General features: G+C 46.7%; 23 protein-coding genes and 1 pseudogene. 13 read left to right on the top strand and 11 right to left on the bottom strand.

The features are described 5' to 3' along the window. Positions 1-69: 69 nt before the first annotated feature. Positions 70-498, top strand: a complete 429-nt coding sequence (locus G395_RS0108930) for a winged helix-turn-helix transcriptional regulator (protein ID WP_026629738.1) — start codon at positions 70-72, stop codon at positions 496-498. A gap of 21 nt (positions 499-519) precedes the next feature. On the opposite strand, the gene G395_RS0108925 is transcribed toward G395_RS0108930, so the two are convergent. The 5 genes and pseudogenes from G395_RS0108925 to G395_RS28970 all read right to left on the bottom strand — a co-directional run bounded on the left by G395_RS0108925 (position 520) and on the right by G395_RS28970 (position 3,154). Further along, positions 520-1,008, bottom strand: coding sequence for a hypothetical protein (locus tag G395_RS0108925; RefSeq protein ID WP_051350077.1), 489 nt, complete (start codon positions 1,006-1,008; stop codon positions 520-522). Positions 1,009-1,288: 280 nt separating this feature from the next. After that, on the bottom strand, positions 1,289-1,927 hold the full coding sequence (locus G395_RS0108920; RefSeq protein WP_026629736.1) for a pyridoxamine 5'-phosphate oxidase family protein: 639 nt from the start codon (positions 1,925-1,927) through the stop codon (positions 1,289-1,291). Positions 1,928-1,965: 38 nt separating this feature from the next. Then, positions 1,966-2,148, bottom strand: coding sequence for a hypothetical protein (locus tag G395_RS0108915; protein WP_026629735.1), 183 nt, complete (start codon positions 2,146-2,148; stop codon positions 1,966-1,968). A 95-nt stretch (positions 2,149-2,243) separates the two neighbouring features. Beyond that, positions 2,244-2,801: a TetR/AcrR family transcriptional regulator gene (locus tag G395_RS0108910; protein ID WP_026629734.1), complete on the bottom strand. Its 558-nt coding sequence runs from the start codon at positions 2,799-2,801 to the stop codon at positions 2,244-2,246. A gap of 73 nt (positions 2,802-2,874) precedes the next feature. Next, positions 2,875-3,154: pseudogene (locus tag G395_RS28970) on the bottom strand (DMT family protein). 186 nt (positions 3,155-3,340) lie between these two features. On the opposite strand from G395_RS28970, the gene G395_RS0108900 reads away from it, so the two are divergent. Beyond that, a complete protein-coding gene (locus G395_RS0108900; RefSeq protein ID WP_035360804.1) occupies positions 3,341-3,727 on the top strand; it encodes a barstar family protein in 387 nt (128 codons plus the stop codon). A 103-nt stretch (positions 3,728-3,830) separates the two neighbouring features. On the opposite strand, the gene G395_RS0108895 is transcribed toward G395_RS0108900, so the two are convergent. The 3 genes from G395_RS0108895 to mnmE are packed head-to-tail and all read right to left on the bottom strand — an operon-like array spanning position 3,831 to position 5,981. Then, positions 3,831-4,148: a nucleotidyltransferase domain-containing protein gene (locus G395_RS0108895; protein WP_026629732.1), complete on the bottom strand. Its 318-nt coding sequence runs from the start codon at positions 4,146-4,148 to the stop codon at positions 3,831-3,833. Further along, positions 4,148-4,570: a nucleotidyltransferase substrate binding protein gene (locus G395_RS0108890; RefSeq protein WP_026629731.1), complete on the bottom strand. Its 423-nt coding sequence runs from the start codon at positions 4,568-4,570 to the stop codon at positions 4,148-4,150. Before G395_RS0108890 ends, G395_RS0108895 begins: the two co-directional genes overlap by 1 nt. Before the next feature lie 43 nt (positions 4,571-4,613). Beyond that, positions 4,614-5,981, bottom strand: coding sequence for a tRNA uridine-5-carboxymethylaminomethyl(34) synthesis GTPase MnmE (gene mnmE / locus G395_RS0108885; protein WP_084439511.1), 1,368 nt, complete (start codon positions 5,979-5,981; stop codon positions 4,614-4,616). 170 nt (positions 5,982-6,151) lie between these two features. Between mnmE and G395_RS0108880 the strand changes: the two genes are divergently transcribed. The 10 genes from G395_RS0108880 to G395_RS0108835 all read left to right on the top strand — a co-directional run bounded on the left by G395_RS0108880 (position 6,152) and on the right by G395_RS0108835 (position 18,511). Continuing rightward, complete coding sequence (locus tag G395_RS0108880) at positions 6,152-6,733, top strand: 7-carboxy-7-deazaguanine synthase QueE (protein WP_157486668.1); 582 nt, start codon at positions 6,152-6,154, stop codon at positions 6,731-6,733. Continuing rightward, positions 6,688-8,631, top strand: coding sequence for an OmpA family protein (locus G395_RS0108875; protein WP_229204089.1), 1,944 nt, complete (start codon positions 6,688-6,690; stop codon positions 8,629-8,631). Before G395_RS0108880 ends, G395_RS0108875 begins: the two co-directional genes overlap by 46 nt. A gap of 115 nt (positions 8,632-8,746) precedes the next feature. Continuing rightward, a complete protein-coding gene (trxB, locus tag G395_RS0108870) occupies positions 8,747-9,709 on the top strand; it encodes a thioredoxin-disulfide reductase (protein WP_026629727.1) in 963 nt (320 codons plus the stop codon). Positions 9,710-9,793: 84 nt separating this feature from the next. After that, positions 9,794-10,867 carry a M23 family metallopeptidase gene (locus tag G395_RS0108865; protein WP_026629726.1) on the top strand — a complete coding sequence of 358 codons (1,074 nt, stop codon included), beginning with the start codon at positions 9,794-9,796 and terminating at the stop codon, positions 10,865-10,867. 10 nt (positions 10,868-10,877) lie between these two features. Continuing rightward, a complete protein-coding gene (gene bshB1, locus G395_RS0108860; RefSeq protein ID WP_026629725.1) occupies positions 10,878-11,603 on the top strand; it encodes a bacillithiol biosynthesis deacetylase BshB1 in 726 nt (241 codons plus the stop codon). Between the two features lie 98 nt (positions 11,604-11,701). Continuing rightward, on the top strand, positions 11,702-12,268 hold the full coding sequence (gene msrB, locus G395_RS0108855; protein WP_026629724.1) for a peptide-methionine (R)-S-oxide reductase MsrB: 567 nt from the start codon (positions 11,702-11,704) through the stop codon (positions 12,266-12,268). A gap of 242 nt (positions 12,269-12,510) precedes the next feature. After that, positions 12,511-13,707 carry a DUF4856 domain-containing protein gene (locus tag G395_RS0108850; RefSeq protein ID WP_026629723.1) on the top strand — a complete coding sequence of 399 codons (1,197 nt, stop codon included), beginning with the start codon at positions 12,511-12,513 and terminating at the stop codon, positions 13,705-13,707. Positions 13,708-13,795: 88 nt separating this feature from the next. Then, positions 13,796-14,920, top strand: coding sequence for an imelysin family protein (locus G395_RS0108845; RefSeq protein ID WP_026629722.1), 1,125 nt, complete (start codon positions 13,796-13,798; stop codon positions 14,918-14,920). 11 nt (positions 14,921-14,931) lie between these two features. Next, on the top strand, positions 14,932-16,281 hold the full coding sequence (locus tag G395_RS0108840) for an HTTM domain-containing protein (protein WP_026629721.1): 1,350 nt from the start codon (positions 14,932-14,934) through the stop codon (positions 16,279-16,281). Beyond that, entirely contained in the window at positions 16,259-18,511 is a 2,253-nt protein-coding gene (locus G395_RS0108835) for a TonB-dependent receptor family protein (RefSeq protein ID WP_229204087.1), read from the top strand. The genes G395_RS0108840 and G395_RS0108835 overlap by 23 nt, the downstream gene beginning before the upstream one ends. Here the strand turns inward: G395_RS0108835 and G395_RS0108830 are convergent. The 3 genes from G395_RS0108830 to G395_RS0108820 are packed head-to-tail and all read right to left on the bottom strand — an operon-like array spanning position 18,508 to position 20,558. Then, positions 18,508-19,203 carry a hypothetical protein gene (locus G395_RS0108830; protein ID WP_026629719.1) on the bottom strand — a complete coding sequence of 232 codons (696 nt, stop codon included), beginning with the start codon at positions 19,201-19,203 and terminating at the stop codon, positions 18,508-18,510. The two genes, G395_RS0108835 and G395_RS0108830, sit on opposite strands and share 4 nt — an antisense overlap. Beyond that, positions 19,200-19,967 carry an LVIVD repeat-containing protein gene (locus G395_RS0108825; protein ID WP_026629718.1) on the bottom strand — a complete coding sequence of 256 codons (768 nt, stop codon included), beginning with the start codon at positions 19,965-19,967 and terminating at the stop codon, positions 19,200-19,202. Before G395_RS0108825 ends, G395_RS0108830 begins: the two co-directional genes overlap by 4 nt. A 54-nt stretch (positions 19,968-20,021) precedes the next feature. Further along, complete coding sequence (locus tag G395_RS0108820; protein WP_026629717.1) at positions 20,022-20,558, bottom strand: LVIVD repeat-containing protein; 537 nt, start codon at positions 20,556-20,558, stop codon at positions 20,022-20,024. A gap of 93 nt (positions 20,559-20,651) precedes the next feature. Here G395_RS0108820 and G395_RS0108815 point away from each other — a divergent pair, with 93 nt between their 5' ends. After that, positions 20,652-22,034 carry an AraC family transcriptional regulator gene (locus G395_RS0108815; protein WP_035360942.1) on the top strand — a complete coding sequence of 461 codons (1,383 nt, stop codon included), beginning with the start codon at positions 20,652-20,654 and terminating at the stop codon, positions 22,032-22,034. Positions 22,035-22,106: the final 72 nt, after the last annotated feature.

The raw sequence follows: 22,106 nt of genomic DNA, 5'->3' as shown, positions 1-22,106 counted from the left end.
GTCTGTTTTACGAACTACAAATTTAGATAAAAGTAGTTTTAAAAACAAACTACTTTTGATGATAGTATTATGAAAAGCACAGAGAGAAGATCAAGCTGCCCCATCAATTATTCGGTGGAAATCTTTGGTGATAAATGGATGCTCTTAATCCTGAGGGACATTATGTTCAACGGCAAAAATTCTTTCCTGGAATTCCGGGCATCGGCCGAGAAAATATCTTCGGCCGTACTTACCGAAAAGTTGAATCTGCTATTGGAAGAAGGAATAGTTTCCAAAGTAACATCACCCAAAAACGCGTCCAAATTCCTTTACCTGATCACCGACAAAGGAATCGAGCTCGTGCCGATTATGGTAGAATTCCTCGCCTGGGGATCTCGTCACAACCCCAACGGCGGCCCGAAACCATTACTCGACCGGATCAAGCAAAGTAAAAAGCAAGCCATCGCAGAACTGCAAGAAAAATTAAGAAGCGAGCGGCTATTGTATGGGTTGGATTAGAGGGGCTGGGAAAAAGTGATTCTATGAAGGTGTATTAAAGCCTCTTATCCATGCATTTGCGACTGCAACGTCAGTGAAGAAGTGCTCGCTATTACTGCTGAACAACAATTCGTATTTCTCCATTTTTGTCGCATCATGGTGGCAATGTGCTGCTGCGACGCATTGGATATTCCTGTTCCTGGTGATGACTATCTTTTCAGCTTCATCCGGAAACATTGCCACGTAGCCGACTTTCCAGCCATAGCGGGCGAGCGTAAGTGGAACAATGTTGCGGAAATGTTTGTGCACATCCACGTCCACCGCATTAAAGCCATGCAGGTTTATGAAGATCTTGAAAAGGCTCGAGTCCCCCACCCGATCCAGCGCCGCATGTAAGGTTTGCTCCCAGTGTATGACTTCCTGTTTGTCTATATCACCGCTGATTTGTGTGATAATAAGCTGTTCGTCAGCGTACCAGTCGCTGCTAATGATCGTTTTGCCCGGCATTTTGCTATCGTGATTATGAACCATTTGGGATGATAATCCAGGCAATGGCCTTTTTGTTCTAACCGTCGACAGAAAGCATTGAAATGTCGACGAAGCAACAAAAAAGGACTGTCACCAACAGTCCCCGGACTTCTAAGCGCTCAATGAAATCTTTGATGGAGGAATATGTCAAAGCTGGTTCCAATAAGAAATGAACATTAAATAGACTCTACACGCATCATTCGCTACATCTGCGAAATCTTTAACAAACATTCAGTAGATATATGATAGTGGGCGGCACCGCCGTGGCGCTTCCATGCCGGTTCTAGTGTGGTGAGTTTGCGGTAAATAGGTCATTTTGCTTTTTCAGCCGCAGGACTTCCGATTCCAGTTCATTTATACGTTCCTGCATCGGCGCCACCATCTGATTAATTTCTTCCATAGCATAACGGGGCGTGATATACTTTGGACAGTTCCAATCAAACGCGATGATATGCAGCAGCACAATCCGTTCGGCAATGTTTTCATAGCCTTCCGGAATAACCAGGTCGGCCAGATCCTGGCGGTCGTTAATTGCTACGATTTCGACTTCGGCATATACCTTCAATCGCGCCCGCCGCGCGTAATCCATTAATATCAGGGAAACTTTGGGATTAGTGGCCGCATTGCCTACTGTAATGAACTGCCTGTTGCCACGTAAGTCGGCATACGCAAGTGTTTGCGGATCGATTGTGTGAAGAAATCCTTTCGTGCCTCCACGGTGCTGGATGTAAGGAAACCCATTTTCGCCAATGCTCGCTATGTAAAAACTGTCCCTTTCCTGAATAAAGTTGCTCTCGCTGTCGGCAAGCCGGGTTCCGGTCGCTTTTTGTTCCATGTGCGCATAAGCCTGACGGCTTCCGTAGCGTTCCTGCAGGGCTTTCACTTCCGGAGTGAAAGCCACTGATGCATAGTTTCTTGCCATGTCTGATTTGTTTTAATTTAATCCCAATCCTATCAAAATCAATCAATGGATTTATCCTCAGAGGGCTCATGAATGTGCTTGTTTTCTGTTTTTATATTTTCCACAGAAACATCCTTTTTAGCACTGCTTTTTGGTGGGTTCAAATTTTCTTCATTCCACATCGTATCGCCACATTCTTCATTCACGAATGGGGTATATTCAAAGACATCTGTTGTTTCCATTGTAGTAAAAGTTTAAGTAATTTTATTTCAAAACTGCTGACGATATTACCGAAAGAAGGGTTATCAAATGGCAGTCTAACTTGTCGGCTATAACGCTATCTAATAAAATCTCTTCTAATGTCATTAAGTGCTTCCTGGAAATATACCGGTTTCTGTAAGGTCTGAGCTACAATGAGCGAGCCCTGTATTTTAATGAGGGCAGACTTGCCTAGCTTTTCAGCAGCACTGGAGTCATGGCCCAAGTCCGACGCAAGGTGCTCAAATGCATCTATCCACTGCTGCATCATATCAGCAACCCGATCTTTAAAAATATCCACGGCGGTTCCCTGTGACATCGCCCGGAGAATGCACGCTGACTGACCACCATTATAAAGACGGGAAATAGCATCCAGCACAGCATCCAGGCGTTCCGTGGCCGGTTCGGATGCGTGCAGGACGCTGAATATATGTTCATCCGTCCACTCGGACCCATAATCAAGCACAGCATTTGCCATCCCTACCTTGCCATCCGGAAACCGATGATACAAGCTTGCCTTTTTCAGGCCCGTTGCAGAAGCCAACTCGGTCAAGCTCGCCCCATCAAAGCCTATTGACCGGAATACTTGCATCAGCTTTTCAACAACAATATCAGCCTTAACTTTTGAATGTGCCATTATCTACTCTTTATTATACCGAACGATCGGTAAACAAAATAAGTTTCAATGTTGGCACAAATTCCTACGTGGCTTAACCTCCAAAACGCTTCTGTTTAAGCAATTCTATGGGAACCCCGCAAGCCTTAAAAATAAAATAAACCGCTCCCAATAATGCGAAGCCGATCAAGTGATTGTAGGTTAATTGCGTATTTTTAAAAAATGTTACCGAGAATATCATAAAAACGATCAGGGTAATCACCTCCTCTATGACCACCGTCCTTATTGAAGAATTTGAGGTGCCCATACCAGGCCAGTGTCATGAAGACATTAGAAAGGACCAAAAGTCCGATTGTTGAAATGTACTTGCTCATTTGGAAAGTGGAAAGGACAAGCAGCGTCCTTGCTGCCGGTTTTTGTTAACAAATTATTGAACCAGATATGGTCAATGCGGTGATGCTTATCGTTCTCATAACAAAATATAGTCGCAGCACATTGTGAAGTGTGTCATACGCTACAAATTTGCAATTTTCGTCTTACCATATCAATAACGGATAAAAATGCAATTAACAATTCAGGGCAGCTCAATTCATGGGATTGCGTCGTTTTACAGGGAGATCAACCGGCTTTTTATGGCCGACGAAGAATGGCAAATTGCAGAAAGCCTGGATGCCCTGGACGATCTTTTATACGGAGGATTTGGAGCTGCCAAGGGCGCCACAGCATTAGAGATCACCTGGCTGGATATGGAAATTAGTCGGCTTTCGCTGGGTTATGAAGAAACCAGGCGGTATTACCTGGAAAAATTACGCCCTGGCTCACCTTTCAACAAAGCGCTATTTTCAGAAAAATTAAAAGCGCTGGAAAGCTCGGAAGGAAAGACTTATTTTGATCTGGTCATGGATGTATTTGCTAGCCATCCGGCGATTAGTGTTGTATCGGGTTAAATTGTAAGTATAAGAGTATGAGAGCTTGACACGAGTCTCCTTGAAAAATTTGAGACAAACTCGAACAAATTACAAGGCTCTTCTCTTCTCCTAATGCCCGAATTTACGCTCCATTGACCCTCACATTTTCAAAAAAAACCATCCCTATTCGATCAATGTGACCAACAAGATCCTCATTTTCAATTTGATGATAAAGTGCCAAATCTATCATATAAGGAAGCAATAAATCATCCAGTTCTGTTTCAATTCTGAATTGATCTGACAAAGTGAGTTTGTCTCCTACTAGCACTAAATCAATGTCGGAGCCGTTGCGGAAGTTTCCTTTTGCGCGCGATCCGTAGAGGATTACTTTTTCTACGTTCGGATACTTTCGGAAAACATTTTGAACTGCGATAATTGTTTTTTCTGAGAGGCCGTACATTATTCTTTTTTGGCTAGTATGGATTCCATCTTTTCTTGAAATGCGATAAAGAGTGGGTAAAAATCACGGACGATATTCTTATAAATCCGTTCAGAAATTTCTTCGTTATAAGTATGGCTGGTAAGATTTCTATTCTTAATCATTTCCATCCAGTTATCGCCGTCCGTGATCAGATCAACACTAAATGCCTGGCGTATTGCATCCCTCGAACCTTTTATCTCCGAGTTGCCCTGATAAATAAAAAAATCCTGCATCACCTTCCAGGCCAATTCATGCGTAAATTCAAACGCCTGTATAACGCCTTGCCTTTCAAGTTCACTTAACGCACGTTGCGTATCCAGATGAACAGCTTCACCTAATTTCGCAAGTGCTTTTTTATAATTTTCAAACCGCTGTTTCCAACGAATATCCTGCTCGTCCATATCTTGTTGTTTGATAGAAGATTGCTTACTTTATTTAGCCCGCTTACTTCCCGATACAGAACCGGGAAAATATATTTTCTAATAGGTCATCCGTAACAATAGTCCCGGTAATCTCCCCAAGATGAAAAAGCGACAACCGAATATCCTGCGCCAGAAAATCCCCAGTAACCCCCGTCTCCAACCCATTCAAAACATCCTTCAAAGCGTCGTGTGTCTTCACTAAATGCTCGTAATGTCTGAGGTTGGTCACGACCGTGTCGCTTGCCGATTGACCATAAACCATCGAAACCAGCTTATTGGTCAGCTGAGATAATCCGGTTTGCGATTTTGCGGAAATGGGAATAATGTTGTCTTGCAGCGGGCTTAGATTTTCAGCTGCTATTTGTCCAATGTCGATCTTATTCAATACATATAAAACCTGTTTTCCAGCGGGCAGCAATGCTCCCAACTGCTGATTTTCCTGCAAGGTTTCCAAACTGTCGAAAAGGAAAATGACGATATCCGCCTTTTCCATCGCCGCTTTCGATCTTTCAATGCCGATGGATTCCACAAGATCCGTCGTTTCCCGGATGCCGGCGGTGTCGATGAAGCGGAATTTCAGGCCTTCCAGGACGATGGTGTCTTCGATAACGTCGCGGGTTGTGCCTGCAATGCTGGTGACGATGGCTTTTTCTTCGTTTAGCAGCGCATTCAATAAGGTGGATTTTCCAACATTGGGCGAGCCGATAATGGCGACCGGGACGCCTTCTTTCAATGCATTACCGAAATCGAACGACTCAATCAGCGGGGAGATGGCTTCCAGCAATGCATTGATTAATCTGCGTAAATCCTCGCGTTCGGCGAATTCAACGTCTTCTTCGCCAAAATCCAGTTCAAGCTCGATGAGGGATGCGAAGTGGATGAGTTCGGTGCGTAATGCGGTAAGTTTTTTGGAAAAACCACCCCTTAGCTGGTTTAATGCGGTTCTATGGCTGGCTTGCGAATCTGCTGCGATGAGGTCGGCTACGGCTTCAGCCTGAACGAGGTCAAACTGGCCGTTAAGGAATGCGCGCTGTGTGAACTCGCCGGGCTTGGCAATTCTTGCCCCTTTTTTAATGAGCAGCTTTAATATCTGCCTGATAATGTAGTCGGATCCGTGGCAGGAAATTTCTATCGAATCCTCTTTGGTAAAAGATCTGGGCGTTTTGAAAACCGTTACCAGCACTTCGTCGATGATTTCCCCGGCTGACTGAATTGTTCCGAAATGTACGGTGTGGGTTTCGGCTTCTTCCAGATTTTTACCTTTAAAAATGGATTTTACCATGGAAATGGACCCAAGCCCGGAGACACGGATCACGGCAATAGCGCCTACTCCTGAGGGAGTTGCGAGCGCACAAATAACTTCTTGCTGGTGGATTGGCATTGCATTCATACTGCAAATATGCGACTAATTGATCTGGTTTGATAGACTATTAGCACTTTGAATTTCGTACCTTCGGGCATTTTTCGACCGGATCGGTTGTTATATTTTTTTGAACATCTACCTTTTTTTGAATTGTGCTGACTGAAACATTGCCTATCGTTACCCACCAGCTCCCGGTTATGGAGGCCTTTTACACCTTGCAGGGTGAAGGCCAGCACAGCGGTCGGGCTGCTTACTTTATCCGCCTAGGCGGCTGTGAAGTAGGCTGTCACTGGTGCGACGTGAAAGAATCATGGAATGCGGACCTGCATCCGAAATATAACATTAACAACATTATAGACGGCGCACTGAAATATCCAGGCCGCCTGGCGGTAATCACAGGTGGTGAACCTTTAATGTATAACCTCGACGAGCTGACGGGCCAGCTGCAGGACGCAGGTTTTACAACCAACATCGAAACATCCGGCGTATATCCGTTTACAGGACATTGGGATTGGGTGTGTTTTTCTCCCAAAAAATTCAAAACGCCGCACCCCGACATTTATAAAAACGCCAACGAGCTTAAAGCGATCATTTACAACAAAAGTGATTTTGAATTTGCGGAATCACATGCTGCACTCGTCTCCGACGAATGTACGCTGCTCTTACAGCCCGAATGGAGTAAGCATGAGGTGATGCTGCCTTTGATAATTGAATATATCAAAGGCAATCCCAAATGGAAAATGTCGTTACAAACCCACAAGTATATGAACATTCCATAATGCACCGTGCCGCTATATTTTTGCTCTTTTCCTGTCTGTTTATTTCAAATTACACGCACGCACAGGATGCAACATTGTCCCGGAAAGCCCGGGAAACCTATGAAAAAGCGCAGCAAGCCTGGCAGGCACGTAAGCTGCCCGATGCCATTGCGCTTTTCGAGAAAGTCCTGGAACAGGAACCCAACAGTTACGACACGAACCTGAGGCTTGCGCAGATCTATGAGCTGCAACGCAACCCGGATCTTACCAAAAAATATTACGCAAAAGCCATTCAGCTGAGACCAACCGCGCCGCAGACGGCGGCAGCGCTTCAATGGTTTGGACGCTATCATTTTGAAGCGCAGCGTTATGATTCGGCCCAGGTCTACTACGAAAGAGCATTGCCATTGTTTCCCGCGAAGTCGAGCCTGGCCCGGCTTGCCGAAAAATCAATAGCATCTTCCAAGTTCGCCCGGGAAGCGATCAAAAACCCTTTAAGCATTCAGAAACGGTCCCTGGGCGACACGGTCAACTTCCTGAACACGCAGTATTTCCCTGTTATGACGGCGGATGATGAAACATTGATCTTCACCGGCCTGACCGACAACCGCGACGAAAACATTTACACCACGCATCGTATCAATGGTAAATGGGACGTGCCGGAGGAAATTTCCAAGTCCATTAACACAACCAATAACGAAGGCACTTGCACTGTTTCTGCAGACGGACGGACATTGGTTTTCACGGCCTGCAACCGACCGGATGGTTACGGAAGCTGCGATCTATACATTTCACGCAAAGAAGGCAAGGATTGGAGTGCGCCGCTAAACCTGGGTCAGGAAATCAATACACGCGACTGGGAATCGCAGCCATCTTTGTCGGCAGACGGCCACCTGTTGTACTTTGCTTCGGACCGCAAGGGCGGACAGGGTAAGCGTGATATCTGGGTTACCAAACTTGATGATAAAGGCAGATGGGAGTCGCCAAAAAACCTTGGGTCACACATTAATACGCCCGATGAAGAAAATGCACCATTCATTCACGCCAACGGCAGAACGCTTTTTTATGCCTCAAACGGCTTTCCGGGCATGGGCGGTTTTGACATTTTTATCTCGCAACGCACGGACACGGTCTGGTCGCAATCCAGGAACATTGGTTATCCTATTAACACCATAGCCGATCAGGTAGGGCTTTTTATCGCTTCAGACGGGCAGAAAGCTTATTATACAGACGACGGTTCGGAAGGAAAAGGCCGCTCGCTGCTTTATACATTCAATTTGCCGCAAGAGGTGAAGGATATGATCGTGCCAACGCGCTATGCGAAGGGAAAAGTGTTTGATAAAAATACAAACACGCCGCTGGCTTCTGCTATCGACCTTTTTGATCTGAAAACACAACAAAAAGTCGGCGAATTCTCGTCGGATAGCAAAACGGGTTCTTTTCTGGCCGTGCTCAACAGCGGAGGGGAATATGCTTTTTATGTATCCAAACAGGGTTATCTTTTTAAAAGCCTGTCATTTACAGTGAATGATTCCACATCCTTTGTTGACCTGGACATTCCTTTGGAGGCCATTGAAAAAGACCGGGCGGAAGTGCTTAATAATATATTTTTCAAAACAGGTGAATACAGCCTCGATGAAAAATCGAAAGTCGAGCTTGGGAAAATGGTTGACTTTTTGAATAAAAACAAAACTGTAAAAATTGAAATTTCAGGTCATACCGACGATGTAGGTTCCGACACGGAAAATATGGAATTATCAAGGCGAAGGGCGCAATCCGTGCAGCAATATCTGCAACAGTCGGGCATTGTTGCCGACCGGATCACATTCAAAGGTTATGGGGAGACGCAGCCTGTTGCCGCAAATGACTCCCAGGAAAACCGCCAGAAGAACCGCAGAATCGAGTGGAGGATCCTCTAATTGAATTTGCATAAAGAATCGAAATTTTGCACTTTTGTCGATCTGCCAATGTTGTAATAGACGAGTACAACTTAGTTCGTAAACATTCGTCGTTAACATTTAGTATCCATATAATATGACACCTGAGAAAGTATCCTGCTTAATCATTGGCTCCGGTCCTGCCGGATATACTGCCGCTATATATGCATCCAGAGCAGGTTTGAATCCTGTACTTTACCAAGGCGCGCAACCAGGCGGCCAGCTGACCATTACCACGGAAGTTGATAACTATCCGGGCTATCCGGATGGAATTACCGGCCCTGAAATGATGGTCAATTTCGAAAAACAAGCCAAACGCTTCGGAACAGATATCCGTTACGGATTGGCTACAGCAGTTGATTTTACAACACATCCCCTTAAAGTGACCATTGACAACAGGCACGAGATCGAAGCCGATTCAGTGATTGTTTCAACCGGTGCTTCTGCCAAATGGCTGGGGCTTCCTGACGAAGAGCGCCTGAACGGCCGCGGCGTTTCGGCCTGTGCGGTTTGTGATGGTTTCTTTTTCCGCGGACAGGATGTGGTAGTTGTGGGCGCTGGTGATACAGCGGCCGAAGAAGCAAGTTATCTTGCCAAATTGGCCCGCAAAGTGTATCTGCTGGTTCGCCGCGATGAAATGCGTGCTTCCAAGATCATGCAGAAACGTGTAGAAATGTTGCCAAACATTGAAATTCTCTGGAATACAGAAACGGTTAAGCTGAACGGAGAAGAAGGACTTGAATCTGTTTTGGTAAAAAATAATAAAACGGGCGAAGAGCAACTATTGCAGGCAACCGGTTTCTTTGTAGCGATCGGACATAAGCCTAATACGGATATTTTCAAAGGATATCTGAACATGGACGAAACCGGCTACATTCAGACTATAAAAGGAAGTGCTTGCACCAACGTTAGAGGTGTATTTGCTTGTGGTGATGCGCAGGATAATGTTTACAGACAGGCCATCACTGCTGCCGGAACAGGCTGTATGGCCGCGTTGGACGCCGAGAAATTTCTAATGGAACTGGAAGTAGAAACCATCATTGAGGAAACAGCAGCATAAATAATTTGCCCAACCCCTAATTCGAATCAGGCTACATTGTCATGTTTTAGCAAGCAATGTAGTCTGATCTGATTTTTTATACCTATGAAAGTAAAGCTTATTGTAAGTTTGCTAATGACCGTGTGTTTGATCTCCTGGAACACGCAAGCGCAAGAGCGAGGAAAATTCAAAAGAAATCCCAAAATCAATCAGTCCGGAAACAATGCCAACGAAGGACCTACAAGGATAAGCACACCGCAGCCCGAAGACGAATATCAGGTAGAAACCTCCAATCTCAGATTCCAAAGCCAGTTCGAGCCTGTAAAACCGCTCAACCCCGTCGTAAGTGAGGATACAACCACCCTTGACGAAGGTGAAACCGAAGTGGTAGAAGTTGTTGATTCCCTGCTGGTTGCAGATGAATGGGTAAAATCCGCTGAATATTACGTAATCTGGGATGCACGCACCATTAACCCCTACGGACTCAGCCCGCTGGAATTCGACGAACCCGTTGACATTACACTATACGATCCCGCAGTAAACAGAATGTGGGCCACACCCATGACCGAAACCAAGCCCACTTCCAACTTCGGCTACCGCTGGGGAAGATGGCATAACGGGAGCGATCTGGACCTGGAAACGGGCGATACAGTGCGCTCGACCTATGACGGAATGGTCCGCATTGTGGCCTTCGATGGCAGCGGATACGGGCGTTTTGTTGTTGTAAGACATTATAACGGTCTCGAAACGCTTTACGGGCATTTATCCAAACAACTTGTTGAATCGGGGCAAATCGTAAAGGCCGGTGAAGTGATCGGCTTGGGAGGAAATACCGGCCGCAGTACGGGATCTCATTTACATTACGAAAACCGCTACGAAGGAAATCCGTTCGATCCCAGAAACATTTTTGACTGGGAAAACAAAGCCATCAAATCTGATCATTTTTTGCTGACCAGCAATGTATGGAGCCATTTAAGGGGCAAATCCAACAAAAGCGAGTTTGCATCTGGTGATGCTCCCGTAGCTTACACCCGCTCTATTTTGCATAAAGTGCGCTCAGGTGAGACATTGTCATCCATAGCAGGTCGGTATGGTGTCAGCATTTCATCCGTTGCCAAAAAAAACCGCATTTCTACCCGCTCTACTTTGAGAATCGGGCAGAAACTTCGCATCAAATAACATCCATATTATGAAACTAGATATCCTTGCCATCACAGCTCACCCTGACGATGTCGAACTTTGTTGTGCCGGAACATTGCTGTCACAGATTGCACTGGGAAAAAAAGTCGGGATTGTAGACCTCACACGCGGCGAGCTCGGCACGCGCGGGACGCCCGAAGGCAGGATTCAGGAAGCCAAAAATGCGGCGGCCATCATGAACATTGCCGTACGTGATAATGTAGGTTTAGCCGATGGATTTTTTGCCAATAATGAAGCACATCAGAAAGCGATCATCCCATACATCCGTAAGTATCAGCCGGATATCGTCATTACCAATGCGGTTACGGACAGGCATCCAGATCACAGCCGGGCCGGACAGCTCGTTTCGGACAGTTGCTTTTACTCCGGTTTGCGGATGGTGAAGACATTTGATGAACAAGGCAATGAGCAGGAAGCATGGCGGCCCAGACAGGTTTTCCACACCGTGCAAGACCGCTACATTACGCCCGATTTTATCGTTGACATAACCCATGTCCATGACAAAAAGGTGGAAGCGATCCGTGCATTCGAGAGCCAGTTTTTCGTGCCCTCCTACAACAGCGACGAGCCGCAGAGCTACATTTCCTCCCCTGATTTCCTTGAATTTGTGATCGCCCGCGCCCGGGAAATGGGTCACGCGATCGGTGTGACGTTCGGAGAAGGGTTTACGACTTCCAGAAAGCTTGGCGTGCGGGATCTGTCTGCGTTTATTTAAATCTTTTCTTGCCCGATATTGTTAGTTTAAATAGTCCCGCATCCAACTATTTGCGCCGGCATATCGTATATTAAGAAAACATCAAAATGATAAACAGCATGAAGAAGCCAATCGCATTCCTGCTCGCAGGCGTGTTCGCATTAATGCTGCAAAGCTGTTACGGACAGTCTTCCCCGGCACAGAAAGAGCAGAAAAAAACGCCCGCATATTCCCGGAAAGATTCCGTTGCGGTTAATAAAAGCAACGAAGAGTGGAAAAAGGTCCTTTCGCCGGAAGTTTACGAGGTAGCGCGCCTGAAAGGAACCGAGCGACCATTTACCAGTGAATACGAACATTCCAAAGAGGTAGGCACATTCTATTGCGCCGTTTGCGGCAACGCACTTTTTAAAAGTAATGCCAAATACGAAAGCGGATGCGGCTGGCCGAGCTTCTTTGAACCAATCAGCAAAACCTCGATTCTGGAAGCGGCAGACAACTCCCACGGCATGCGTCGCACAGAGGTAATGTGTGGCAAATGCAAATCGCATTTAGGACACGTTTTCGAGGATGGCCCGCCTCCTACCGGACTTCGTTATTGTATCAACGGCGTAGTGCTGGATTTTGAAAAAGCTAAAACTGCCGAGAAGAAATTCAACAGCAAAAAGAAAGAAGACAGCGGAAGCTAAGCAGGCAACAATTCGCTGTTAACATTAAAAATTGAATTAAGACACTTACCGCTGATCTCAGGCTAACCAGCTTGACATCAGCGGTAAGTGTCTTTTTTTTGTTTAGCCAAAAGTGAATTAGTATATAATCTCTTTAAAGTAATTTGTTCTGATTCTAAATAATGCATATGTTTGTCCCCGCTTATGATTAGTCTAAATAAGCAGCTTCTCACATTTCCTGACAAAACAACTATTTGAAAAGAATGCTACAACATTTCAACTTACGCAATGTATTGTTTGCGTCCATGCTGGTCGCGGGCTTGTCCTCCTGTTCAGACGATGAAGAAACGCCGGTTAGTCCAAACCCGGGAACCGAACTTCGCGCTAAAATCGATTATGCGAAAGTAACACCTACTACACCTTATAAAAGCCTGTTTATTGATGCCAAAGGCGATACTACGGCGGATCTGACGACGGGTAATATGCGCTTTAAGATGTTCCAGGCGCTGAACTATTACATGGGTTCGGCTGTACGCGATACGACGCAGGTAACTGCAACCGTGATGAAAAATATGTATGCAAATACAGGTAACCCGTTCACAGATATCAGCACTTCCACCATCAACATTAAAGGCGCCGACCTGAATGCTTCCGGTGTACAGCTGAGAGATGTAACTGCATCCTCAAAACCTACTGCCGAAGCTGATGCAGCCCGTGCGCACCTGGAAGCGAGTTTTGCTGCCTTGGAAGCCGCCAGCAAATCAGTAAAAGCAACTGCTGCAAAAGGTGCTGCCGGCAAATTGGGCACTTACCTGGTTGATGCAAAAGGAATTGAGCACGCACAAATCATCCAGAAAGGCCTGATCGGTGCATTACAGCTGGATTACATCGGCAATGTACTGCTCGATAAAGGTCTGGAGGCTGACAATTCGGCGCTGGTTTCAGGCAAAAAATATACGGCTTTGGAGCATAACTGGGACGATGCCTACGGCTTGCTAACGCTTAACCCGGTTTATCTGGCAGGGGCAACAGACGCTGCAAGAACTTCCAATGAGTCTTTCATCGGTTCATATATTTGGGAATACAACAAAGCAAGTTATGCTAAAATCCATCCTGCATTCGTAAAAGGCCGTGCGGCCATTGTCAACAACGATAAGGCTGAGGTGAACACGCAGGCAACATTTATCAGAACGGAAATGGAAAAAGCAATCGCTTCTGCTGCACTAGGTTACCTGGGCAAATGGAAAAGCGGAACAACGGACGCAGCCCGTGCACATGCCATCGGCGAAGGACTTGGTTTCATTTACTCCCTGCGTTACTGCAAGATCAATGGTGCGGACGCTGCTTTTTCTGACGCATTGTTGCTAGGCTTGATGGGCTCTCCGAATGGTTTCTGGGATCTTACCAACGACAAGATCAATGCTGCTTCGGATGCGATAACGGCAAAGTTCAAGTTATAAAATTCAGGTCTTAACCTGTTTTCAGGGTGGATTGACGGCTTTGCTGTCGATCCACCATTTGTTGTTTAAAACCTGACTACTCAAAACGATGAAAAAATATCTGCCCATTTTGCTGACCGTGTTCTTCCTGGGCTGTTCCGATTCAAAGGAAAAAACCGAGCCGGAACCAGTTGAGGATGGCAAGGACCGCAAAGCCATGCTGACGCATCTTGCCGACAACATTATCATCCCTTCATACGACAATTTCCAGGGCAAGTTTGATGCCATGGTAACCAAGTCCAATGCATTCATCGCTAAACCGGACGCCACCACGCTTACAGATTTCCGCGCAGGCTGGGCCGACGCCTACACAGAATGGCAAAAGGTCGAGCTTTTTGATTTCGGGCCGGGAGAAAAACACACGATCCGTAATTTCTTCAACATTTATCCAGCCAGCGAACAAGGCATCGCCGCAAACATCGCCAATCCGGCTGCCAGCCTGGAAACGCCGGACTCCTACCCCCGTCAGGGATTTCCTGCGCTGGATTATCTGATCAACGGCATCGGCGCAACCGACGCAGCCATTGTTGCCCAATACACAACAGCGCCCGATGCCGCCGCCAAACTTGCTTATATCAAACGCGTTACCGATCGCATGGACAGCATTCTTGATAAAGTTACCAGTGAATGGAAAGGTGCGTATAAAGAAACATTCGCTACCAAAACAGGACTCGATATCGGGTCTTCAACTTCCTTGCTGGTCAATGGTTATGTACTTCATTACGAGCGTTATATTCGTTCCGGGAAGTTTGGAATTCCTTCGGGAGCCATGCTCAATGGCATTGCCGCGCCTGAAAAGGTGGAAGCGTTTTATAAAAAAGATATTTCCTTGGCACTTGCTAAAACAGCGCACCAGGCTTATGTCGATTTCTTCAATGGAAAAAGTGTAAAAGCGGACGGAACCGGGCCGTCTCTGAAAACCTATCTGGATGCATTGGGCGCCAAAGACAGCGGCACAGGCAAACCCCTTACCGAGCTGCTTAATGCACAATTTGATGCAAGCAAATCCAAGCTAAATGCCTTGAAACCGAACTTATACGAAGAGGTTAAAACCAATAATCAGGTAATGAAGGACACTTATACCGAAATGCAAAAGGCAGTTCGTATGCTGAAAGTGGACATGACCTCGGCAATGAGCATTACCATCACCTACACCGATAACGACGGCGACTAAACGCATCAGTCATGCGGGCATATTTCAACCGATATTCTCCGGCTGCAACGCTGGCCTTATTCCGGGTCATTTTCGGCATCATGCTCTTTTTGAGCATTTGCCGTTTCTGGGCAAAAGGCTGGATCAGCGACCTGTATATTTTACCAAAATTCCATTTTCCCTTTTTCGGCTTCGAATTCATCCGGCCGCTGGGAGAATGGACTTATGCTTTATTCGGGGTTTGCGGTGTGGCCTCCCTGCTGGTTGCTGCCGGGTTATTTTACAGGTTATCGGCCATTATGCTCTTCCTATCCTTTACATACATTGAGCTAATGGACAAAAGCACTTACCTGAACCACTACTATTTCGTGAGTATGGTAAGCTTTATGTTGATTTTCCTGCCTGCCCACGCATCATTTTCCTTCGACGCTTTCCGAAACAAAAAGTTACTGGCCGACCAGCTCCCCAGCTGGTGCATCGACAGCATCCGGCTGCTGGTATGCATCATTTATTTTTACGCCGGCCTGGCAAAGCTGAACAGCGACTGGCTTTTACACGCATTACCATTGAAAATCTGGCTTCCTGCGCAGAATGATCTGCCCGTGATCGGTGGTTTATTTAATTACAAATGGACGCCCTACCTGTTCAGCTGGGCCGGCTGCGTTTACGATCTGAGCATTGGATTTTTGCTTTGGAACAAAAAAACGCGTCCCTATGCATTCATTTCCGTAATCATTTTTCATTTATTAACGGCTGTCCTCTTTCCAATCGGCATGTTTCCATACATTATGATCGTGACTGCGTTCATTTTTTTTCCGGGAGAACTGCACCAGAAAATCATCGACGCTATTAGTTTTGCTTTAAATCTGCCGATCCAATTTATCAGACCAAAGCGCTCGTACATTGTTTTAGGCATTGCCAAACCCTTATTACTGACCGTTTTTGCACTGTTTTTTACATTCCAAATCACCTTCCCATTCCGTTATCTGATGTATTCCGATGAGCTTTTCTGGACGGAGGAAGGTTACCGGTTTTCCTGGCGGGTTATGCTGATGGAAAAAGCCGGTTACACGCAATTCACGGTTACCGACGCCTCAGGCAAGAAACAAATCGTAAATAATAACGACTTCCTGACGCGCTTGCAGGAAAAAATGATGTCCACCCAGCCCGATATGATCCTGCAATACGCACACATGCTCCGCGACCATTACGCGGCGGCGGGTTTCAAAACGCCACAGGTTTATGTCGATTCCTATGTGGCGCTCAATGGCAGAATAGGCAAGCCCATAATCGATCCGGCGGTGGACCTGGCCAAACAAACTGATTCTTTCCAACACAAATCCTGGATTATTCCTTTCAATGATGAGATCAAAGGGCTTTAACATTATCATTTTTTTACTGGCCCTTTCAAGTGTCGCCCATGCACAATCGCGAACAACCGAAAAAAAAACGCCAAAACCGGATAGCACTGCCACCACTTCCGGCATTCCCAGCGACCAGAATTTAAAGGAGCTCACCGTCACCGAAAAAGCAACGGATTTCGGTTTCTCGCGCCTTCGCGGGGTTGAAAATATGGGCATTTATGAAGGCAAAAAATCCGAAGTCGTTACGCCCGATCAGCTCGTTGCCAACCTATCTACCAACAATGCGCGGCAGGTTTATTCACGGGTTGCAGGTCTTAATATCTGGGAAAATGACGGCGGCGGATTACAGCTGAGCATTGGTGGCCGCGGCCTGGATCCAAACCGGACTTCCAACTTCAATGTGCGCCAGAATGGCCACGACATCAGCGCCGATGCGCTGGGTTACCCTGAAAGTTACTACACCCCTCCTATCGAAGCCGTGGGCCGCATTCAAATCGTTCGCGGAGCGGCATCGCTGCAATATGGCACGCAGTTCGGCGGGTTGATCAATTTTGTGATGCGCAAGCCCGTAGCGGGCAAAAAACTGGAAATCACTGCCCGGCAAAGCGTCGGGTCTTTTGGCTTTTATAACACATTCACCAGCGCCAGCGGCACGGTGGGAAAGCTGAGTTACTACACTTTTTTTCAATACAAAAAAGGCGACGGCTGGCGGGAGAATTCGCATTTTCAGAACAAAACGGCATACGCAGATATCGACTATAAAATTTCGGATAAAACCAGCATTGGCATTGATGTCACGCACATGGATTATCTTGCAAATCAGCCGGGCGGCCTTTCTGATGCGATGTTTCTGCAAGATCCAAGACAGACCAACCGTGAAAGAAACTGGTTTCAGGTTGGCTGGAACATGCTCGCCCTGCATTTTGACCAGAAATTAAGTGAAACCAGTGATTTCAATGTAAGGTTTTTCGGACTTTCGGCACACCGCTATTCATTGGGTTTCAGGCCAAACCGCGTCGCGACAATCGATGACAATAGCGAGCGCGATTTGATCAAGGGTAATTTTACGAACTGGGGCGCTGAGGCGCGTTATCTGAAAAGGTATTTTGTAGCCAAAAAACTATCCGTACTGCTTGTTGGCGGGCGTTTTTACCATGGCTATAATCACAGTTTGCAAGGGGTCGGAACCAGTGCTAAGGATGCCGATTTCAATTTCGTCGAGCCAGAGCGCTTCATTACTTACGATTACCGCTTTCCAAACAGGAACGTTTCGCTATTTGCAGAGAGCATTTTTTATCTCTCCGACCGGCTCTCCATTACGCCGGGTGTAAGATTTGAGTATATCAAAACGACCGCAGATGGCTTTTATGGTAACATCTCACGCGATCTGGCGGGCAACATTATCAACATTACGCGCACCGAGGAAAATCGTAAAAACGGGCGCCAGTTTGTCCTGGCAGGTGTCGGTGTCAGCTATAAGCCACATTTAAATGTGGAGATTTACGGAAATATTTCGCAAAACTACCGCTCGATCACATTCAGTGACATGCGCATTTCAAATCCTTCCTCTGTGATCGATCCGAACCTGAAAGACGAAAAAGGTTACAGCATTGACCTCGGTTTCCGAAGCCATCAGACTGCATTTTTCAATTACGACGTCAGCCTTTTTTACCTCAACTATAACAACCGGATCGGAGAAGTGCAGTTTTATGACGAAAGCAACCGGGTTCTCAGGCTGCGCAGCAATGTTGGCCAGGCCATTATTACGGGTGTTGAGTCGTATGCAGAAGCTGATTTTTTCAAACTGGCAAACCCGGAAGAAAAGGATTGGAGCACTGTGCTCTTTGCCAACATTGCTTTCATAAAATCGGAATATAAAAACAGCGAAATCCCTGGTGTTCAGGGCAATGAAGTTGAATTTGTTCCAAAGGTAAATTTAAAAACCGGTCTGAGAGTTGGATACAAAAAGCTGAAAGGTTCCTTCCAGCTAACGCATCTGACCGACCAGTTTTCGGAAGCGACTAATGCCGTTGAAGGAGGCGTTTCGTCCGTAGTAGGCATCATCCCGGCCTACAAGATCATGGATCTCAGCCTCTCCTATGAATGGAAGCGCCTGAAACTAGAAACGAGCATCAACAACCTCACCAACGAAATGTACTTCACCCGCCGCGCCACCGGCTACCCCGGCCCCGGCATCCTCCCCTCAGACGGAAGAGGTTATTATGTGACATTGCAGGTTAAGATTTAATCATCAAACTTCCCCAGAATAATCCCGAAATGAAAGCCCATGGCCAGGCTGGGCAGGAACTCACTTTCGTTGGGTGTGTCGTATTCGAACCAGCGGTCGGTGCGGGGGATTCTTGTGTTTGTGGGGAGGTCGGTGATGGTCCGCACGCGGATGTTGCGGAAGCCAATTCCTGCGAAAAGATCAAGCGCTATCCGGCTGCTGAAATAGAACTGCATGCCGGCTTTGGCATGACCGGCATGCACCATGCGCCTGGTTTTGATAAGCGTATTCTCAATATAACCGCAATTCCCCCAGGGCTGGTCACAATCCATTTCAACCCATTTATTATCCCTGTAAATCACTTTTTTTAATAGCAATTCACCAGCTATGTAGGGTTTCATGCGGCGCCTTGTGAGGTAATAATAACGAAGCTGCGTCCTGCTTTTGAACACCTCCTTATTCGGCCGGTCGACTCCCGGGCTGTACCAGGTGTTCATTGCGGCAGGGCCATAGCCCAAATCCTGCTGCAAGGACATCCCCGTGCTACCCAACGGAACTTCGACGCCGAATTGAACTGCATTATCCAAATCAACAAGCGATAAGGGCGCAAACTTTACGATCACATGCTTTTGGGCCGTTTCAGCGTCTATCTGACCAAAAGAGGCGAGTCCCGACAAGCAGCAACCCAAAAAAACAGCGAGAAATAACTTCATAGGACCGGGATTTTACTTAAAAATTCAATGTTGTCCGCGTTGTCGTGCTTGTACTGAAAAAGGCCTTTTTCGCCTGTAACAATCAGATGCTTATCCCTGACAATGATATCATAAGCGGGCAGATCACCCATTGTTTCTTTGAAGACTGGCTTGGTAGGATCGGTGATATCCAGCACGGTCAGCCCGACGCTTCCCTCGCACACAAACAATCTGTTTCCCGAGACACCCAGGCCGTAAGGCGAGGTCATTCGCTGTGTGTGGACCATTTTCGGCGCGGCCGGGTCACTCACATCCACGACGTCAAGCGAGCTGGTTGAATTTTGTGGCCGGCAGGTAACACCGCTACGCAATGTTACATACGCATATTTTCCCTGCACCACCACCGGATCGCATGATTGGATATGCTGAAATTTGCTCTCTAATTTGGGGTTCCGCGGATCGGTGTTATTGAAAATATACATGCCGTCCATGGCTCCTATATAAAGGTTATCACGGTAGGGAAATATGGTTTCTATCCCAACGCCCATTTCCTTTTTTACCGCTTTGACAGGATTCGCCCCGTTCTCAATGTCATACACTTCGAGTGATTGCTTGGTAACGATGTACAGCGTATTGCCTGTTATCGCGAAGCGCGCCATCGAACCGCCGGAGCCTGTTTGCGGGTTCAATGCTGAATCGTTCCCGCCATCCTCGCAGCCTGTCAGGATCAGCACTAATCCAAGAATAGCCAGTCCTACAAATATAAATGGAGCAATTTTTTTCATGGTTACCTTGCGTTTTCTGCCTTTCACGTGAATATTCGGATATTTCAATGTTGCTTACCGGAAGCAATTGGGTCGCTTTGCCATGGGCACTTTCTCCCAACCTGTCACAATGCCTTTTTTACTTTCTACGCATTCAAAATACACATTGTTGACAGGCGGATATTCAGTCCCGGGAACAGCGTTGGGAATTGTCTTGGTAAGCTTGGGAGACTTTGGATTGCTAATGTCGAAAACGACCAGATTTGTGAGATTATCTGCATATAGAAACGTCCCTTTCGCTGCCATGTCGTAATTTCCGGCAATGGAAATGAAGGAGATGTTTTTCGGGTTTTTAGGATCCGAATTATCGACGATGTGAATTCCATGGCCGGATTCATTAATGAAAAGATAATTGTCGAGCACATATATCTTCCCTGGTTTTGACAAAGGCTGCGCTGCGACAACCTCTATCCGGGCTGCATCTTCGGCGGAGCTGTACGTGGGCCGGTAACCTGTGCCGTCGAAGGGAAATCGCTCAGAAGGATCATTGCTATCTGTGATGCACGAGGCGACGATGATAACAAGAAGGCATAGACGTAAAAGATTTTTCATAGTGCAGCCATTGGGTTTGCCGTTTTTCTTTCAGACACAATGTTGCATAAGATAGTTGCAAGTAAAATACTGAATATTCAAACTTATCAAGCCATGAAACCAACCATTGCCGTATTACCGTTTACAAACCTTAGCTACGATCCCGAAGAGGAGTATTTCAGCGACGGGGTTACCGAAGAGATCATCAATGTATTAAGCCGCGTTCCGGGCTTACAGGTTGCGGGAAGGACTTCATCTTTCATTTTCAAGGGTCAGAATCAGGATCTGAAACACATTGGCGAGCAGCTCAACGTGGAGAACATTCTGGAAGGAAGCATCCGGAATTCGGGCGAGAAATTGCTGATCGATGTGCAGCTGATCCGTGCTGCGGACGGGGCAAACATTTGGTCTGAGCATTATGACCGTGACTTGGACGACATTTTCGATGTTCAGGACGAAATCACACTGGCCATCATGAATGCGATCAAAGTCCAGCTGCTGGGTGATGAACCTATCAGCACATTCAAACGATACACCAACAATAAAGCGGCTTACCAGCTCTATCTGCGCGGCCGGTTTTACCATAACAAGTTTGCCGGGCCGGACACATACCAGAAAGCCATCGGCTATTTTGAGTCAGCCATTGCCCTGGACCCCACCTACTCGATCGCTTATGCCGGCATTGCGTCGTGTTATCTTAATATGTGGTTTTACCGGCATCTTCCCGCGGCTAAGGCGCTGCCGCTGATGAAGCATGCCGCCGAGCAGGCCCTTGCACTCGACGACGGCATTGGGGAAAGTTATCTTGCCATAGCACGGATGCAAATGCTGCATGAGTGGGATTTCAAAAACGCATCCGCCTCTTTTGCTAAAGCATTGGAACTGAACTGGAATGCAGCCGACCTTATCGGACAATATGCGCTCTATCTGGCGCTGAGCGATCGCTATGACGACGCGCTGGAAAAAACTGCGCAGGCATTATCCCTCGAACCCTTTTCGCTGATCAATAATTTTTACGCAGCGTATGTTTACTGGATTGCAGGGAATTTCGAAAAAGCCGTTGAACAGGGACAGAAGCTGGTAGCTCTGGAACCTTCATTCTGGGGTGGCCACCTGATCATTGGCCTCAACCTGATCACCCTTAGAAACTATCCCGAGGCACAGGAAGCGCTGGAAACGGCTTTGGAAATCAATTATAATGGCATTACGCTCAGTGCATGCGGTGTTTTGTTCGGATTGTCTGATGAAACCGAAAGTGCCCGTGATATCCTCACCCAAATGACCTCGCTGAGCAAAACACAGGTGGTTTCCAATTATGATATGGGCATTGTAAATGCTTCCATTGGCGATGTAAGCGAGGCCACGGTCTATTTCCAGGCGGCTATTGACCATCATGAGCCGCCTATGCTGTTTTTCAAATTCATCGTCCGCGACTGGCTTTCCGACTCCGGTCAGCAAGCACATTATCAGCCGCTTATTGATCAGATTATCAAATAATTGATTTCTTTATAGTGCAACGAATGCACGGATGGGCACGAATGCGATTCGTGCTCATTCGTTCATTCGTTG

The organism is Dyadobacter alkalitolerans DSM 23607 (assembly GCF_000428845.1).
In the GTDB taxonomy this organism is placed as follows: domain Bacteria; phylum Bacteroidota; class Bacteroidia; order Cytophagales; family Spirosomataceae; genus Dyadobacter; species Dyadobacter alkalitolerans.
The sequence above is the reverse complement of the archived record's forward strand: the minus strand, read 5'-3'. Positions and strand labels throughout refer to the sequence as shown.

What these genes read in the sequence shown, in the direction of transcription:
- G395_RS0108930 (WP_026629738.1), top strand. Translation starts at nt 70, where the DNA reads ATGAAAAGCACAGAGAGAAGATCAAGCTGCCCCATCAATTATTCGGTG.
- G395_RS0108925 (WP_051350077.1), bottom strand. Translation starts at nt 1,008, where the DNA reads ATGGTTCATAATCACGATAGCAAAATGCCGGGCAAAACGATCATTAGC.
- G395_RS0108920 (WP_026629736.1), bottom strand. Translation starts at nt 1,927, where the DNA reads ATGGCAAGAAACTATGCATCAGTGGCTTTCACTCCGGAAGTGAAAGCC.
- G395_RS0108915 (WP_026629735.1), bottom strand. Translation starts at nt 2,148, where the DNA reads ATGGAAACAACAGATGTCTTTGAATATACCCCATTCGTGAATGAAGAA.
- G395_RS0108910 (WP_026629734.1), bottom strand. Translation starts at nt 2,801, where the DNA reads ATGGCACATTCAAAAGTTAAGGCTGATATTGTTGTTGAAAAGCTGATG.
- G395_RS0108900 (WP_035360804.1), top strand. Translation starts at nt 3,341, where the DNA reads ATGCAATTAACAATTCAGGGCAGCTCAATTCATGGGATTGCGTCGTTT.
- G395_RS0108895 (WP_026629732.1), bottom strand. Translation starts at nt 4,148, where the DNA reads ATGTACGGCCTCTCAGAAAAAACAATTATCGCAGTTCAAAATGTTTTC.
- G395_RS0108890 (WP_026629731.1), bottom strand. Translation starts at nt 4,570, where the DNA reads ATGGACGAGCAGGATATTCGTTGGAAACAGCGGTTTGAAAATTATAAA.
- mnmE (WP_084439511.1), bottom strand. Translation starts at nt 5,981, where the DNA reads ATGAATGCAATGCCAATCCACCAGCAAGAAGTTATTTGTGCGCTCGCA.
- G395_RS0108880 (WP_157486668.1), top strand. Translation starts at nt 6,152, where the DNA reads ATGGAGGCCTTTTACACCTTGCAGGGTGAAGGCCAGCACAGCGGTCGG.
- G395_RS0108875 (WP_229204089.1), top strand. Translation starts at nt 6,688, where the DNA reads ATGGAAAATGTCGTTACAAACCCACAAGTATATGAACATTCCATAATG.
- trxB (WP_026629727.1), top strand. Translation starts at nt 8,747, where the DNA reads ATGACACCTGAGAAAGTATCCTGCTTAATCATTGGCTCCGGTCCTGCC.
- G395_RS0108865 (WP_026629726.1), top strand. Translation starts at nt 9,794, where the DNA reads ATGAAAGTAAAGCTTATTGTAAGTTTGCTAATGACCGTGTGTTTGATC.
- bshB1 (WP_026629725.1), top strand. Translation starts at nt 10,878, where the DNA reads ATGAAACTAGATATCCTTGCCATCACAGCTCACCCTGACGATGTCGAA.
- msrB (WP_026629724.1), top strand. Translation starts at nt 11,702, where the DNA reads ATGAAGAAGCCAATCGCATTCCTGCTCGCAGGCGTGTTCGCATTAATG.
- G395_RS0108850 (WP_026629723.1), top strand. Translation starts at nt 12,511, where the DNA reads ATGCTACAACATTTCAACTTACGCAATGTATTGTTTGCGTCCATGCTG.
- G395_RS0108845 (WP_026629722.1), top strand. Translation starts at nt 13,796, where the DNA reads ATGAAAAAATATCTGCCCATTTTGCTGACCGTGTTCTTCCTGGGCTGT.
- G395_RS0108840 (WP_026629721.1), top strand. Translation starts at nt 14,932, where the DNA reads ATGCGGGCATATTTCAACCGATATTCTCCGGCTGCAACGCTGGCCTTA.
- G395_RS0108835 (WP_229204087.1), top strand. Translation starts at nt 16,259, where the DNA reads ATGATGAGATCAAAGGGCTTTAACATTATCATTTTTTTACTGGCCCTT.
- G395_RS0108830 (WP_026629719.1), bottom strand. Translation starts at nt 19,203, where the DNA reads ATGAAGTTATTTCTCGCTGTTTTTTTGGGTTGCTGCTTGTCGGGACTC.
- G395_RS0108825 (WP_026629718.1), bottom strand. Translation starts at nt 19,967, where the DNA reads ATGAAAAAAATTGCTCCATTTATATTTGTAGGACTGGCTATTCTTGGA.
- G395_RS0108820 (WP_026629717.1), bottom strand. Translation starts at nt 20,558, where the DNA reads ATGAAAAATCTTTTACGTCTATGCCTTCTTGTTATCATCGTCGCCTCG.
- G395_RS0108815 (WP_035360942.1), top strand. Translation starts at nt 20,652, where the DNA reads ATGAAACCAACCATTGCCGTATTACCGTTTACAAACCTTAGCTACGAT.